This is a genomic window from Nitrosomonas europaea (assembly GCF_900167395.1).
Taxonomy (GTDB): domain Bacteria; phylum Pseudomonadota; class Gammaproteobacteria; order Burkholderiales; family Nitrosomonadaceae; genus Nitrosomonas; species Nitrosomonas europaea.
Genome location: NZ_FUWK01000050.1, coordinates 1 through 15,896, shown reverse-complemented (window position 1 = coordinate 15,896; position 15,896 = coordinate 1). Strand labels below are relative to the sequence as shown.

General features: G+C 51.4%; 13 protein-coding genes and 2 pseudogenes. 4 read left to right on the top strand and 11 right to left on the bottom strand.

Features of this window, described 5'->3' with window-relative positions; translation table 11 throughout:
• From B5D58_RS12200 to B5D58_RS12190, 3 genes and pseudogenes are all read right to left on the bottom strand, one after another.
• Positions 1 to 244 (bottom strand): annotated as a pseudogene (locus B5D58_RS12200) (IS982 family transposase); the annotation flags it as partial.
• Positions 245 to 422: 178 nt separating this feature from the next.
• Positions 423 to 1,025: an NUDIX domain-containing protein gene (locus B5D58_RS12195; protein ID WP_011112932.1), complete on the bottom strand. Its 603-nt coding sequence runs from the start codon at positions 1,023 to 1,025 to the stop codon at positions 423 to 425.
• 194 nt (positions 1,026 to 1,219) lie between these two features.
• Positions 1,220 to 2,134: a Tim44 domain-containing protein gene (locus B5D58_RS12190; RefSeq protein WP_011112933.1), complete on the bottom strand. Its 915-nt coding sequence runs from the start codon at positions 2,132 to 2,134 to the stop codon at positions 1,220 to 1,222.
• Between the two features lie 93 nt (positions 2,135 to 2,227).
• On the opposite strand from B5D58_RS12190, the gene B5D58_RS12185 reads away from it, so the two are divergent.
• Positions 2,228 to 3,094, top strand: coding sequence for a YicC/YloC family endoribonuclease (locus B5D58_RS12185; RefSeq protein ID WP_011112934.1), 867 nt, complete (start codon positions 2,228 to 2,230; stop codon positions 3,092 to 3,094).
• Between the two features lie 169 nt (positions 3,095 to 3,263).
• Here the strand turns inward: B5D58_RS12185 and B5D58_RS12180 are convergent, their stop codons facing one another.
• The 6 genes from B5D58_RS12180 to flgM form a co-directional block, all read right to left on the bottom strand.
• Entirely contained in the window at positions 3,264 to 4,097 is an 834-nt protein-coding gene (locus B5D58_RS12180; RefSeq protein ID WP_011112935.1) for a ParB/RepB/Spo0J family partition protein, read from the bottom strand.
• A 51-nt stretch (positions 4,098 to 4,148) separates the two neighbouring features.
• Positions 4,149 to 4,913 (bottom strand): ParA family protein, encoded by a 765-nt coding sequence (locus B5D58_RS12175; protein WP_011112936.1) that lies wholly within the window; start codon positions 4,911 to 4,913, stop codon positions 4,149 to 4,151.
• 65 nt (positions 4,914 to 4,978) lie between these two features.
• Positions 4,979 to 5,623 (bottom strand): 16S rRNA (guanine(527)-N(7))-methyltransferase RsmG, encoded by a 645-nt coding sequence (gene rsmG / locus B5D58_RS12170; RefSeq protein WP_011112937.1) that lies wholly within the window; start codon positions 5,621 to 5,623, stop codon positions 4,979 to 4,981.
• Positions 5,598 to 7,517: a tRNA uridine-5-carboxymethylaminomethyl(34) synthesis enzyme MnmG gene (gene mnmG / locus B5D58_RS12165; RefSeq protein WP_011112938.1), complete on the bottom strand. Its 1,920-nt coding sequence runs from the start codon at positions 7,515 to 7,517 to the stop codon at positions 5,598 to 5,600. The genes rsmG and mnmG overlap by 26 nt, the downstream gene beginning before the upstream one ends.
• Before the next feature lie 252 nt (positions 7,518 to 7,769).
• Positions 7,770 to 8,231 (bottom strand): flagella synthesis protein FlgN, encoded by a 462-nt coding sequence (locus B5D58_RS12160; RefSeq protein WP_011112939.1) that lies wholly within the window; start codon positions 8,229 to 8,231, stop codon positions 7,770 to 7,772.
• 7 nt (positions 8,232 to 8,238) lie between these two features.
• Positions 8,239 to 8,535, bottom strand: coding sequence for a flagellar biosynthesis anti-sigma factor FlgM (flgM, locus tag B5D58_RS12155; RefSeq protein WP_143023781.1), 297 nt, complete (start codon positions 8,533 to 8,535; stop codon positions 8,239 to 8,241).
• 277 nt (positions 8,536 to 8,812) lie between these two features.
• On the opposite strand from flgM, the gene B5D58_RS12150 reads away from it, so the two are divergent.
• The 3 genes from B5D58_RS12150 to B5D58_RS12140 are packed head-to-tail and all read left to right on the top strand — an operon-like array spanning position 8,813 to position 14,012.
• The gene (locus tag B5D58_RS12150) at positions 8,813 to 10,330 is read left to right on the top strand and encodes an ABC transporter permease (RefSeq protein WP_050731322.1); all 1,518 of its coding nucleotides are present in this window, start codon (positions 8,813 to 8,815) and stop codon (positions 10,328 to 10,330) included.
• Positions 10,327 to 12,408: a dipeptide ABC transporter ATP-binding protein gene (locus tag B5D58_RS12145; protein WP_011112942.1), complete on the top strand. Its 2,082-nt coding sequence runs from the start codon at positions 10,327 to 10,329 to the stop codon at positions 12,406 to 12,408. The genes B5D58_RS12150 and B5D58_RS12145 overlap by 4 nt, the downstream gene beginning before the upstream one ends.
• Positions 12,405 to 14,012, top strand: a complete 1,608-nt coding sequence (locus tag B5D58_RS12140; RefSeq protein ID WP_011112943.1) for a peptide chain release factor 3 — start codon at positions 12,405 to 12,407, stop codon at positions 14,010 to 14,012. Before B5D58_RS12145 ends, B5D58_RS12140 begins: the two co-directional genes overlap by 4 nt.
• Positions 14,013 to 14,269: 257 nt before the next feature.
• Here the strand turns inward: B5D58_RS12140 and B5D58_RS12135 are convergent.
• Together B5D58_RS12135 and B5D58_RS12130 are read right to left on the bottom strand one after the other, a co-directional pair.
• Positions 14,270 to 15,553: pseudogene (locus B5D58_RS12135) on the bottom strand (TonB-dependent receptor); the annotation flags it as partial.
• A gap of 16 nt (positions 15,554 to 15,569) precedes the next feature.
• Positions 15,570 to 15,896 (bottom strand): integrase core domain-containing protein (locus tag B5D58_RS12130; RefSeq protein WP_143779589.1); only part of this gene is annotated, 327 nt, incomplete at its 5' end.

The following is a 15,896-nucleotide window of genomic DNA, read 5'->3' as shown; positions in this document are numbered from 1 at the left end:
AGCTCGGCAACTTCGGAAACTCAGCCTGCAAGTGACGGCATACGTAAACCAGGTAGAAACTCTTGAACTGGCGAAAGCGCAATTGATGAAACAAAACGGTCAAGGTCATCAACTCCGACAAACTCAACCCGCTGCAGCGCTTGCGCTTCTTTACCCCTGTTTCCAGAAGGCGGCGTTCTAAAGCGGGCTCGAATTGGCAGCAGAAATCATCTATGAGACAAAAAAGTTCAGTTAAACTGTCCATGAGCGCCTCCTGAATGCGATTGATTTGTTTTTGGAAACATAATCTTACGCAAAAAGGCGGGCGCTCACTTCCTCTTTTCTTATCCCGAACTCAGGTTACCCATAGCAGACATACCAGCAGCAAACCGTATTGTGTCTGGTAAAACCTGGCGGATTTACGGACACACATACGCATATTCTCATTCCGGCAGCCAGCGCCGCCGAACGGAATCGCGATTCAGGGCAAGCCATTGCAGCGCGATGATGGCACTGGCAGAGTTGATCCGACCAGTACTCAACAGTCTGATGGCTTCATTCAGAGGCATGACATGCACCTTGATATCTTCATCTTCTCCATGATTGCCATAAACGGCACCGGCTTCGATCGTTTGCATATCGACCCGGCCGCAGAACAGAACGATTCGCTCAGTAGTACCACCGGGGCTGACCAGATAATCGTACAGCGGAATCAGACTGCCGATCTGACAATTTGCTTCCTCCATCGACTCTCTTGCAACCACCTGTTCGGGCGTTTCATTGGCTTCGATCACCCCCGCCACGATTTCCAGCAGCCAGGGGCCACCGGGTGCAGATATTGCGCCGGCACGAAACTGTTCGATCAGCAATACTTCATCCGTTTGCGGATCATAAGGCAATACCGCCGCCGCATGTCCCCGTTCAAACAGCTCGCGTGTGATCGGTCGTCCCCATTCACCATTGAATTTACGATGGCGTAAACGGTACCGTTCCAGGCGGAAAAAACCCTGAAAACAAACAGTCTTTTCCAGTACGTCGAAATCCATTTACAGAGTCCGGGTGGTGTACTGCCTGCAACCTGGTGCCATTCCCGATTGCGGACAGATAAAATACGATTCGAACGGAATTAGTCCGGGCGTGCTGATCGATCAAGTTGCCAGTCGTGGTGAACAAATGGATGAAAACTGCAAATCTGTCACACCACCTGGGATGACTAATCACCATGACACGCCCGTTACCCTCAGTGCTTCAGGTCATCTGCCTGCTGAATACCAGCCAGCAACCAGCCGGAATCAGATGCTGCGAGATCTTTTTCAACGTGCCAGATTTCATCGAAGGGCTCCGGCTGTGCATTGGGAGTATCTCTCAGCTCACCGGTAAAACGGACGCTGGCAATCGCGTGATTACCCTGATTCGTCACATCCAGCAAGGCCGCATCAACAAAAATCACATCGGTCTGCTGCGCCATGTTTCCACGCTCAGCAACCTGTTTACTGATTTCGGCAAACAGATCAGGTGTGGTATAGGCGCGGATTTCTTCCAGATCCCCGGCATCATGAGCTAACTGCAAAGCGATGAATGAACGTTTAGCCTGTTTGAGGAATGATTCGACATCGAAATCAGCGGGAATATCAGGTGCATCAGTGCTAGTGGACTGCCTGTCATAACCGGAACTCGCACCACCTGCCGGTGCCGATGTATCCCGATTCGGGAATGGAACACCTCCCATCCCTCCTGCACCTGCACCGGAATACTGCATTGGCCGCTGGGTTTGTCTGCCGCCGGCAGACCCACGCATCATGCGTATGATGAAGAATATGGCGGCGGCTATGCCAACCAGTACCAGAATATCCATCATGTTGATCCCGTCAAAAGCGCCGCCCATGAGCAGAGATGCCAGCAATCCTCCTGCAGCCAGTCCGGCCAGAGGGCCGAGCCATTTGCTGCCGCCCGCAGCAGGAGCAGCCTGTGAAGCGGGTGATGCTGCTTTTCCAGATTGCGGAGCTTGGGGAGCAGCCTGCTGCTGCCGGTTGAGATTGATTGACTGGCGCTGTTTTCCAACACTGCCGCCACCTCCCATACGTCGGGCTTCGACATCGAGTGTTGTCAGACCAAAGGCAAACAGGGCTATGGCCAGAAATGTTAATATCCGCATTATGACTACCTCCAAGAATCAAAAACACAATTTAAGGGTCGAGTATAGCATCAACCCGAATGGCACTGGACAATCCACCGGATGGAAAAGTTCATGCTTGCAAGCATGACAGGTTATGCAGCAGTTTCCCGGGAAATCCCGCAAGGATCACTGGCTTTGGAACTGCGTTCAGTCAATAACCGCTATCTTGATCTGCAATTCAGACTCCCCGATGAACTCCGTGCACTTGAATCCGAAATGCGCGATTTTCTCGGTAGTGGACTGACGCGGGGAAAAGTTGATTGTCGCCTGACTTTTTCATCTTATTCAAACAGTTACCGTCAACAGCGACTGAATCGTGATCTGTTGCAAGACTTGCAGATCATGAGCGATGAGATCAAGTCTATTTTTCCTGCTGCAGGCGATTTTTCCGTTGCTGAAATTCTGCGCTGGCCTGGCGTACTCGATAGTGACCATATTTCGATCGATGACTTGCGTACCCCGTGTATGGCACTGTTACAAACTGCTCTACAGGAACTCGTCTCCGCCCGGAAGCGCGAGGGAGAAAAGCTGCATAACCTGTTGTTGGAACGTGTACAACGAATGCGTCAACTGGTATTGGATCTGTTGCCGGGGTTGCCTGCTATTCTGGCCAGTTTTCAGGAAAGATTACTGAACAGTTTGAAAGCAGCCGGGCTCGATGAAAAGGATGAACGTATCCGGCAGGAATTCACCCTGTTTGCCAACAGAGTCGATGTAGACGAGGAGCTGTCACGCCTGCAGGGACACCTGAACGAATTCGAACACATTCTGCTTGCCGGGGGTGTCGTCGGCAAACGGCTCGATTTTCTGACACAGGAACTCAATCGGGAAGCCAATACGCTGGCCTCCAAGTCAGTGGCGAGAGAAGTCACGCGAATAGCAGTGGAAATGAAAGTGCTGATCGAGCAATTGCGCGAGCAGATCCAGAATATTGAATAATTCAGAAACCTGACGATTGCCAATCCCCTTGGGAACCTCTGAAAAACGTCAGCGAGGCAGTTAGTTCAAGACAAAAATCGGCGAGAAAGCGGAGTTTATACATGATAAAGAGCATTTCGAGCCGACTCTTAACACAGAAAGGCAACACAGGTAGTTTTTCAGAGGCTCCCTAGAATTTTGCCAGTATGCCGTCAAGCTGCTCCAGGCTGGCATAATGAATAACGACATTGCCAGTCCCTTTTTTCCCGGGTTTGATAATGACATTGGCACCCAGCCGGGCAGAGATATCTTCCTGAAGACGTAACAGATCCCGATCCGGGAATGACCGTTTTTTTACGGAAGGCATCTCATTCATTCGCTTGAGCAGGTTTTCGGTTTCACGTACGGATAACTGCTTTTGTATGATCAGGTGCGCGACTTCCAGCTGCTTGCCGGCATCCAGCACAAGCAGGGCTCGCCCGTGTCCCATATCGATTTCTCCCTGCATGATCAGGTCCTGCACGGGCGCAGCCAGATTGAGCAGGCGCAGCAGATTTGAAATTGCACTGCGGGAATATCCCAGCGCCTGCCCGGCAGTCTGATGAGTCATGCCGAATTCCTCGATCAACCGTTGTATTCCCAGTGCAGCTTCCAGCGGGTTGAGATCTTCGCGCTGGATATTCTCGATCAGAGACAGAGCCAGCGCGGATTCATCCGGCACCTCGCGCACGATTGCCGGAATCTGTTCCAATCCTGCAATTTGTGCGGCACGCCAGCGGCGTTCCCCGGCAATGATTTCATAGCCGCCCATCATAAGGGGACGCACCAGTATCGGCTGCATGATTCCCTGCGCCTTGATCGATTCAGCCAGATCATGCAAGGAGGCTTCATCCATCCTGGTTCGAGGCTGATATTTACCGGATTGCAACAAACCCACATCGAGATTCTGCAGGGAATCCGTTTCCGGAGGATTGCCTGCTAATAATGCATCCAACCCTCTTCCCAATCCTTTTGGTTTTACCATGGTCACTGTATCAAATCATTAACATCGATGGATTCCTGATCGGATTATCGATCAGTTGGCGGTTGCCAGAATTTCATTGGCCAGCTCAAGATAAGCCTGGGCCCCCCGAGATTGTTTGTCATGATAGAGCACCGGCAAACCAAAACCAGGCGCCTCGGCCAGCCGAATATTGCGTGGGATGATCGTCCGATATACCTTGTCGCCAAAATGCTGCTTCAATTGATCGGATACTTGCTGTGCCAGCAGGTTGCGCGGATCAAACATGGTTCGCAGCAGACCTTCTATTCTGATCGCAGGATTGAAGCCCGTTCTCACTCTTTTGATGGTGTTGACCAGATCACTCAGCCCCTCCAGCGCATAATACTCGCATTGCATGGGGATGATAACGGCATGCGCCGCACACAACCCGTTCAGTGTCAGCAAATTCAGTGCAGGAGGGCAGTCGATCAGAATAAAATCATAGTCTGCCTGAATCACCTGCAGGGCCTTTTTCAGGCGGGATTCACGCTGCTCCAGCGCCACCATTTCTACTTCTGCGCCAGCCAGTTCCTGATTGGCCGGAAGCAAATCGTATTTCCCCGGTTTCGTTGATAAGCGAACTTCGGCTGCTACCTGTTCACCCAGTAGAATCTGATAAACGGTACGATCCAGCAGGCGTTTATCCACGCCACTTCCCATGGTCGTATTACCCTGCGGATCCAGATCGACGAGCAGTACCCGTTTGTCAATACTTGCCAGGCTGGATGCCAGATTGATGCTGGTAGTCGTTTTGCCCACCCCTCCCTTCTGATTGGCTATGGCAAATATTCTGGTCATCAGGTTACGTTTCTGTATTTTCGGTGGACTTGCGGGAGGATTTTATAGATGCCATCCGACAATCCTCATCCGGGCTGATATCGGATCACAACCAAATGCCGCTTAGCTTTCAGCCCGGGCACGGTGACTGCAACAATCTTCTCAACGACAAATTCCGAGGATAACTGCATCAGCTCCATATCCGGAAATTCCCCCTTCATGGCGATGAAGCGACAGTGATCGCTATCGTTCTCACTCAGGTGTTTCGACAAGCTCATGAAACGTTCGAGACTGGAAAATGCACGTGAAACGACGGTATCCACTTTGTTTTCCAGCTTTATTTTCTCCACTCGTCCCTGTTTGACCGAGATATTTGGCAAACCCAGTTCGAGCACGGCTTGCAGCAGAAAAGCGGCTTTTTTCTGATTACTTTCCACCAGGGTTACCTGCCATTCGGGACGTGCCAGCGCCACCGGGATACCGGGAAAGCCGGCACCGCTGCCGACATCGACGATACCTGGCCCGCTGACATGCGGCAAAATGACCAGGCTGTCCAGCATGTGACGGGTAATCATCGATTCGGGGTTTCTGACCGAAGTCAGATTATGTGTACTGTTCCATTTCGCGATAAGCTCAATATAGCGCAACAACCTGCTGCACAAGTGCCCTGTGTCCGCGGACAATTCCGGAATTGCTTTCAGACCGTCATGCAACTGTTTTTCCAGATTCATGCATTTCTTCCCGTTTGACTGCCTGGCGTGCCATGCCACGCTTCAGATGTACCAGCAGTAAGGATATGGCTGCTGGTGTAATGCCGGAAATCCGTGCTGCCTGGCCTATCGTTTCCGGCTGATGCTGATTGAGTTTCTGCGTTACTTCGTTGGAAAGCCCCCGTACAGCACGGTAATCCATATCTTTTGGCAAAATCATGGCTTCATGCTGCGCATGGCGAACGACTTCCTGCCTCTGCCGTTCTATGTAACCTTCGTATTTGACATCGATTTCCACTTGCTGAGCAACCTGGCTGTCAATCACAGACTGACCTCTAGCGGATAGTGAAACCAGTTCTGCATAACCAATTTCGGGACGCCGCAACAGATCATACAGCGAATATGAACGATCATCAGCTGGCTGATCCGGTGTTTGCAATTTACTCAAGGTACCGGGGGAAATCCAGGTATTACGCAGTCTCGTTTTCTCTGTTTCTATGGCTTCACGCTTGGCAGCAAAAGCCTGCCAGCGTTCTTCGCTTACAAGACCCAGCCGATAACCGGTTTCGGTCAACCGCATGTCAGCATTATCTTCTCGTAATTGCAAACGAAATTCCGCTCGACTGGTAAACATCCGGTAAGGCTCCGTGACGCCACGGGTAACCAGATCATCGACCAGCACACCAATATAAGCCTCGTCACGACTCGGACACCAGGGTTCCTGTTCCTTTATTTTGAGGCTGGCATTCAATCCGGCAAGCAAGCCCTGGGCAGCGGCTTCCTCGTAACCGGTGGTGCCATTGATCTGACCTGCAAAAAACAACCCGTCGATCACTTTGGTTTCGAGAGATTTTTTGAGCGTACGCGGATCGAAATAATCATATTCGATTGCATAGCCCGGTCGGGTGATATGTGCATTTTCCAGCCCTGCGATGGAGCGAACCAGCTCGACCTGCACATCGAAAGGAAGACTGGTCGAAATTCCATTCGGATAAATTTCGCTGGTTTCCAATCCTTCCGGTTCCAGGAAAATCGTATGCGCATCTCTCTCAGAGAAACGCACTACCTTATCTTCGATAGACGGACAGTAACGCGGTCCGATACCTTCTATTTTCCCGGTATATAGCGGAGAACGATCCAGCCCTGTCCGAATGATTTCATGCGTCCTTTCATTGGTGCGAGTCATCCAGCATGATATCTGCCGGGGATGCTGCGTGATATTACCCAGGAACGAAAAGACCGGCACCGGCTCATCTCCCGGCTGTTCGCGCAATATCCGGAAATCAATGGTGCGTGCATCAATACGTGGCGGTGTACCGGTTTTGAGCCTTCCGACCGACAGATTCATTTCACGCAGACGATGAGCAAGCCTGATCGATGCGGGATCACCTGCTCGCCCGGCCTGAAAATTCTGATGACCGACATGCGCCACGCCACCCAGAAATGTACCCACTGTCAACACCACGGCGCGCGCGGAGAAAGTCATGCCGAGATGTGTGACAACGCCTGTAATCTTGTCACCATTCAGCAGCAGATCATCGACTGTCGACTGCAACAGTAACAAATCAGGCTGTGCTTCCAATCGTCTGCGAATAGCTTGACGATACAGCACACGATCAGCCTGTGCACGGGTTGCACGTACAGCCGGACCTTTGCTCGAATTGAGTATCCGGAACTGGATACCGGCTTCATCAGTTGCCGCAGCCATAGCACCACCCAACGCATCGATTTCTTTAACCAGATGACCTTTGCCGATTCCTCCGATCGATGGATTGCACGACATTTGTCCCAAGGTATCCAGATTTTGTGTCAGGAGCAGTGTTTTCTGGCCCATACGTGCAGCGGCAAGCGCAGCTTCTGTCCCAGCATGCCCGCCACCCACGACGATGATGTCAAAGTCTTTCGAGAAATGCATAAATATCAGACTGCTGATTTAACAGCACGACCTGGACAAACACAGGCGATCGGGTTGAAGAAAATTTTGCTTGAAAACCGAAAGTATTTTATATGAATTTGATCAGACTGGCACAAATACACCATTGAACAAATACAGCAACACCATAAATCCTGTCTGACAGTGATTACAAGATCATGGCATTACCAGAAGACAACTTCTGCTGAAAAATGTTTCACGTGAAACATCTCCCAAGTGAAGGCAGGGGACTCATCAGGTCGTTTGACCTTTGGTGTTATAGAGCGGAGGGCGTCCTGCAGCACTATGCAGGGCGTTCAATGTTCGACGTGTATATTGCAGCCAGCTGGAAGTAATGACTGCATTCGTTTGATTGAGCTGTTTTGCCAGATCAGCGAGGCCAAGCAGTTCTTCCCAGTCGCGAGCAACTGTCGATTCTTCATCGCTGCCAGATACCCAGGCATTCATTCCCTGTGTACCTTCAGGCAAGCCGGCAGCATTCAGAAAGCGGTTACGGCGCATATCCAGCCGTGCAAACTGGTCAATCAGCCGATCCTTGTCAGCAACCAGCAAAGCCAGATCATCCAGATTTCCTGCAGCGAGCAGGTTTCGCTCATGCTCGAGAAGCTCAAGAAACAAACGAATATTGTCCAGTTCAAGCTGGAGAATATATTCCAGTGAATCCTGATCCCGGGTGTTCGTCTGTATGTTGTTCATTCTGGATCTATCGTTTGTTTTGAATCAATTCTTTCACTGTTTCCAGCAGGCGATCTGCAACCACTTCCGGATTGACCTTGAAACGGCCCTCACTGATTGCCTGTTTGATTTCAGCCACCTTTGCAGTATTCATCGTTTCACTGCTCGCATCCAGCGACTGGATGCTCATTGAAAGTGAGCTGATATGGACGTTATTGCTTTCGCCAACTGCACCCGGTTTAGCGCTGTTTGCTCTGTCCATTTTTTTCTGCGAACCACCGGCAACGGTCTCTGTGCGTCCCGGGGGTATCTGATTTATTTTCACGATCGAATTTCCTTCTAAAATGAACATCCGTGTATAGTACGCTCGTCTAACGGCCGCTGATCGCAAAACTTTAATTAATACCGGAATATTTTTCCAGCGTTTCTGCTGACACCGTATTCAACCAGGCGACGGGTTTACAGGTAAACGGCCTGATCATCGTCGACTTTAATACTGAAAACCGCGATACGTCACCCCATCCTTCTATCCTGATTGATGTCACCGGTTGTTATTGCACTACAATAGCGCCTGTTACCGTTTGAATTTCATTCTAGCCATGATGTCTTTCGATCCCGTCATACTCTGGACAGACGCACTGATTTATCTGCTGTTGGCGGCAGGTATTGCTTTCGGTATTTATGCCAGACGACATGTGTATGTGCTGGCATCGTGGCGCAAGGTTACACATAGCGCCAGTGGAATGTCGGCACTGACCATCCTGCTATGTTTCATTCTGATCGGATTGCTCGATACGGTTCATTTTCGCCCGGTTCTGGAACAATCCGTGCGTAGTAGTGATGGAAAACAGCTATACAGTGCAGAAGTATTGAGTCTGCTCGATCTGCTGGCCGCGCCGCTGCGTTTGCAAACGGAAAAAACCTATTCCGCGCCACTGTCGGCTCATCTCTACGCGAAAGAAACGATCACAACGCCTGACGGAAATCAGATCAGAGACTTTGCCCGTCTGGTGCATGGTGGCGCACATTTGCAATACCCGGAAATGGAGCTGGTAGAAGATATTTTATGGCGATCCGCTTCCGGCGCTGGCGCGGGATTGCTGATCTGGATCGGGCTGGTCGCCGGTTTGGGCGGTGTAAAAGCACGACAATACCGGATTTCGTTTGTTCGTATGCAAACCGCGATATGGCGTGGCGCAACTGAAATACCCTGGCGTGCCATCCTGATGACACTCGCGATCATTCTGGCTGCCTGTGGCGCAATCGTGGCACTGGCGATGCACTATCATGTGCTGGGAACAGACAAGGTCGGCCAGGATGTATTGTATTTGTCCCTCAAAAGTATTCGAACCGGCCTTATCATCGGAACGATGACAACACTGATCATGCTGCCGTTCGCCCTGCTGCTGGGGATTGCCGCAGGCTACTTTCGCGGCTGGATCGATGATGTCATCCAGTATATTTACACCACGCTCAGCTCCATCCCCAGTGTATTGCTGATTGCCGCAGCGGTACTGATGATGCAGGTCTATATCGAAACGCATGCCGACATGCTCGATACTGCTGCCGCACGTGCCGATCTGCGCCTGCTGTTTCTTTGCATCATCCTGGGCATTACCAGCTGGACGGGATTGTGCAGACTGCTGCGCGGAGAAACCCTGAAACTGCGCGAGATGGAATATATCCAGGCAGCACACGCGTTCGGTGTGTCTCACTGGCGTATTCTTAGCCGCCATATTTTACCGAACGTCGTCCATATCGTCCTGATTACCACCGTCATGGATTTCAGCAGCCTGGTGCTAGCCGAGGCAGTACTTTCCTATGTGGGTGTGGGAGTGGATCCCTCGACCATCAGTTTTGGAACGATGATCAATGCTTCCAGACTGGAAATGGCGCGTGAGCCCATGGTCTGGTGGACATTGTTTGCCGCCTTCACCTTCATGTTTGCCCTGGTGCTGAGCGCCAATCTTTTTTCTGATGCGGTACAAAACGCATTCGACCCGCGCAACCGGACATTAGCTGGCGATCCAAACAGATTGCTCAACAATCAGACTGAAGAACAGGCCATGGCAGAAACGACCGGAACATTGCCTTCAGACAAGAACACCTCCCGTACATGACAGCGCTGCTCGAAGTAACGGATCTCCGGGTGCTGCTGCATACCGGCCGGCAACCGGTACGCGCTGTGGACGGGCTGTCACTTGCCATCCATCCGGGCGAAACATTTGCGCTGCTGGGGGAATCCGGCAGCGGAAAATCCATCACGGCTCTTTCGATCATGCGCCTGCTGCCCGATGCCGGAGAAATCGTGCATGGCAGTGTCCGGTTGAACGGAGATGAACTGCTGACCCTGCCGGAATCCGCCATGCGCAAAGTACGCGGTAATCGTATCGGCATGATTTTTCAGGAACCGATGCTCAGCCTGAATCCGGTAATGACCACCGGTGCACAGATCGGAGAAGTTTTACTGCAGCACTCCGGTTTACGTGGTGCAGCGTTACAGATACGCATTCTGGAACTTATGCGTCAAGTAGGCATTCCTGATCCCGCCCGACGCATGGCAGAGTATCCGTTCCAGTTCTCAGGCGGCATGAAACAGCGTGTCATGATCGCGATGGCACTGGCAGGCAAACCGGAACTCCTCATCGCAGATGAACCCACGACCGCACTGGATGTGACGATTCAGGCCCAGGTGCTCGATCTCATGCGTGGCTTGCAGCAGCAGGAAAACATGGCTGTTCTTCTGATCACCCATGATCTGGGTGTAGTAGCAGAAATGGCACATCGCGTTGCTGTGATGTACGCAGGCCAAATCATTGAAACAGCGGATCGGGAACGCTTTTTTCAATCACCAGCCCACCCTTATTCCCACAAGCTGTTTGCGGCACTGCCGACAAGAAAGAAACGCGATCAGGGACTGATTGTCATCCCGGGGAATGTTCCGGCTCTTTCAAAAGTATTTACCGGTTGCCGTTTTGCTGATCGCTGTGACCGGGCATGGGAAAAATGTCATCAGATCATTCCACCGTGGGTGGAAACCGCACCGCAGCATCATGTCCGCTGCCATCTTTATTCGGACGATTCCACGGAACGGTCGCCTCAATCCCGGCTTCAATCGTTATCCAGGACAGCACGATCCGCACTGGATGATCTTCCGCTCAGTAGCCATACCTCTGATTCGACTCAGAGCAAACCACTTTTACGTGTGGATGATCTGAAAATACATTTCCCGGTGCACAAAGGATTATTCAAACGGGTAGCAGGCCATGTCAAAGCGGTAGATGGCGTATCACTGCAAATTGACGGCGGCAGAACGCTGGCACTGGTGGGAGAATCCGGTTGTGGCAAAACCACGGTAGGCAAAGGAATCATGCAGCTCATCCCGGTGACATCGGGAAGTGTTCGCCTGCAAGATAAGGAATTACGCGATCTGGATCGTAAACAACTGCTGCAAAAACGCTCTGCATTCCAGATCATTTTTCAGGACCCTTATTCGTCGCTCAATCCGCGCATGCGTATCGTCGAAATCATCGAAGAAGGAATACGGGCGCTTGGCCGGAATTCGGATAAAATCGCCGCCAGTGAAAAAAATCAGCACGATGTCGATACCTTGCTGATGCAGGTAGGTTTACCGGCAGAAGCCAAATGGCGCTACCCGCATGAGTTTTCCGGCGGCCAGCGCCAGCGGATTGCTATCGCACGTGCACTGGCGGTTGATCCACAACTGTTGATCTGCGACGAACCGACCAGTGCACTGGATGTTTCGGTACAGGCACAGATACTCAATCTGCTGAAAACACTGCAACAGGAGCACAAACTTGCCTATTTGCTGATCACCCATAATATAGCCGTCGTGGATTATCTGGCGGATGAAGTCGCGGTCATGTATCTGGGGAGAATCGTGGAAAGCGGGCGTACTGAAGAAGTGCTGGATAATCCCAAACATCCGTACACTCAGGCATTGTTGTCCGCCGTACCGACGTATGAACCCGGAAGCCAGCGTGAGATCATCCGGTTACAGGGAGAGCCTCCTTCACCTGCCAATGTGCCGCCAGGTTGTCATTTTCATCCGCGCTGTCCGCACGTCATGCCAATCTGCCGGGAAGTTTATCCGGCTGTCAGCCGGTTCAGCGCCAGCCACACTACTTATTGTCATCTTTATCATTCAGTTTCTCAGGAGCCTCAGGATCTTCAATGACGATCGACCATGAAGTTAAACGTCGTCGGACGTTTGCCATTATTTCTCACCCGGATGCCGGTAAAACCACACTCACGGAAAAACTGCTGCTGTTTGCCGGTGCCATTCATATTGCAGGGAGTGTCAAAGCACGTAAAGCCAGCCGTCATGCCACTTCCGACTGGATGGAAATTGAAAAGCAGCGCGGTATCTCCGTTGCCAGCTCGGTCATGCAAATGGAGTACCGCGATTGTGTGATCAATTTGCTGGATACCCCCGGCCACCAGGATTTTTCCGAAGATACTTACCGGGTACTGACCGCCGTCGATGCCGCGCTCATGGTCATCGATGCAGCCAACGGTGTGGAATCACAAACCTTGCGCCTGCTGCAGGTATGTCGCGCCCGCAATACCCCGATCATTACCTTCGTCAATAAACTGGATCGGGAAGTACGCGAGCCACTCGATCTGATCGACGAAATCGAACGTACACTCGGCATGGACGTAATTCCGTTCACCTGGCCGGTCGGTTCGGGCAAGCGTTTTCATGGCGTATATGATCTGCGCCACAAACTGATGCGTGTCTTTCGCGCCGGCATGGATCGTGTCGAACAGGAAGAGACAGCCATCATTACCAATCTGGAAGATCCGGCAATTTCAGAACGTTTCGGCGCAAATCTCGAACAAGCCCGCCAGGAAATCGAGCTGATTACCGGCGCAGCACCGGAATTCGATCAGACAGCATTTCTTGCCGGGCAGCAGACACCAGTATTTTTCGGCTCTGCCATCAATAATTTCGGCGTACAGGAAGTGCTCGATACACTGGTTGAACTGGCGCCACCGCCAGGATCACGCAAAGCCATCCAGCGCGAAATTCAGCCCGCCGAAAAGAAATTTTCCGGTGTGGTTTTCAAGATTCAGGCCAATATGAACCCCGCCCACCGGGATCGCATCGCCTTCGTGCGGATTTGTTCGGGTGAATTCAGGCGTGGAATGAATCTCAAGGTGGTTCGCAGCGGCAAGGATGTGCGTACCAGCACGGTCGTTTCCTTTCTTTCACAACGACGTGAACTGCTGGAAACAGCCTATGCGGGCGATATCATCGGCATCCCCAACCATGGAACACTGCAACTGGCCGATACCCTGACCGAGGGAGATCACCTGCAATTTACCGGACTGCCTTTTTTTGCACCGGAGATTTTTCAAACGGTCGAAATCGCTGATCCGTTACGCAGCAAGCAGCTCAAACTGGGGTTGGCGCAGTTAGGTGAGGAAGGTGCCATACAGGTATTTCGCCCACATATCGGCAGCATGCTGCTGCTGGGTGCGGTCGGTGTATTGCAGTTTGAAGTCGTCACCCACCGTCTCAAACATGAATACGGTGTCGAGGCACGCATTGCTCCGGCTAAATATCAACTGGCACGATGGGTGACTGCCGAAACGCCTCAGGAACTGCAGCGTTTCATCGATGCCAATGCTCACCGTATCGCCTACGATGCGGTGAATGCGCCTACTTTTCTGGCTTCATTTTCCGCCGAAATCAGCGTAGCCGAAGAAAACTGGCCGGGCATCCGCTTCCATAAAATGCGGGAACATGCCGGCCTGATGTTCCAGACAGCCGGCTGATTTAATGGCTGCCCAGCGTACTTTAGTACGATCAAGCGTTTCCTGGACCGGAACCAAACGCGCGACCGCTTTACCATACCGTGTAATAAACGACTTACTCGCCACTTTTAATCCAGTCCAACAGCGTACCAAATTTGTTCTTGGCTTCAAATGCTCCGATCTCTTTCATATAAAATTTCCTCAAAGAGACAGACTAGCTATAGCTGGCATCAGCTTATAAAACACCTTTAACCTCAAAATATGTGCTCCTCCACGCCTCAAAATCTCAGACTGGCCGAGAATAAGACGGTGCGTGGAGCACCCAGATAGCCGGCGTTGACCCAGTAGCGTTTGTTGGTGAGATTGTTCACATCCAGCCGTAAGGTCAAAGGCTTCCCAGCTGTTTCCATCTCATAACGCAAACCCGCATCCAGCAGTGTATAGCCAGGCAAGTGGTCGGTATTCATAGCATCGCCATAGCTGTCACCAGTGTAGTTGACCCCACCAATCAGGGTCAGCGCTGGCAATGGTGGCAAGCGATATTCGGCACGCAGCTTAACCACTTTCTCCGGAACTTGCATAGGGCGCTTACCCTTAAGTGCTGGCATCTGCTTCTGCTTAGTCACTTCGGTATCGAACCAGGTGAAGCCACCGATCAATGTCAGATAATTTGTAACTTTACCAAAGGCACTGAACTCGATGCCACGATGTACCTGGCGACCATCCTGCACATAGCGGGGCTCAGTAGGAGCAGTAAGGTCATAATATTGCAACCCCTTGTCGATCTGAAATAAAGCAGTAGTCAACAACATGCCGCCAATCGACCACTTAGCCCCGATCTCATATTGCCTGCTGACCAACGGTGCCATAGTTTCGCCGGCATTGACCACCGGTACCCCATTGAACTCATTAGCAGCGCCACCACCCGATTCCAGTGATTCCATATAGCTGGCATAAGTGGTAAGTGCAGATATTGGTTTATAGATCAGCGATACAGTCGGCGTCAGTGCTGACTCGCTATACGCCCTAGTGGGATAGATAACAGTAGCTTTTGATTCAATCTGGGTGTGAGCAAGACCCACCAGAAGCGACCAACGTGGATTGAAGGTGATGTCATCGCCTATGATCACAGATCTGCCATAATTATTGCCATAAAATGGAATCACAGGCCCGCGATCCATGGGTGCTATGTCCGGCTTGGGAAGATAAAGTGGTCCGTCTTCAAATAATCGCCCGCTGTACATGGTGGTATTGGACGAGCGAAATTGAGGCTGCAAATTCTCTTCCTTGAAGTATCGCACCCCAGTCGTCAACTTGTGGGTAATGCTGCCTGTGTTAAAGCTAAAATCGGCAAATGCAAAGCCAGCTGAGCCGTTGTCCTTACTGCGAAGCCTGCTAACATCCGGCGCGTAAACATCCTGAATGAATTGCGTAATCGTACCATCCGCTTGCACGGAATTGAACGTTAATTCTCCACCACGTATGCCACGGTTCTCATGCCAGGTGGCGCGCAACGTCACGACGTCATTGACTTCCCAGCGAGCGTTAATACCATATCGGTTATTCCTATAGTAGTGACTAGCTGTTTAGTCCCACTTTGTGATGGTATGGATTGATGATAAAACGTTCAGGTTCGTTTTGCCAGCATTTGATGATGTATTCGTAAGGTGTGAGTCCTCGTAAGGTTTTGAGTCGCCTGGCGAAGTTGTAGGCATTCAGGAAGCTGTAAAGATGCTCTCGCAACTGTTGATGATTTTCATAATGATAGCGTTTGACGGTTGCTTCCTTGAGGGTGCGGTTCATGCGTTCGACTTGACCATTGGTCCAGGGGTGATTTGGCTGGGTCAGGCGATGTTCCGTACCATTTTCCAGGCAGACACGGTCGAAGATATGCAAGAAAGCATG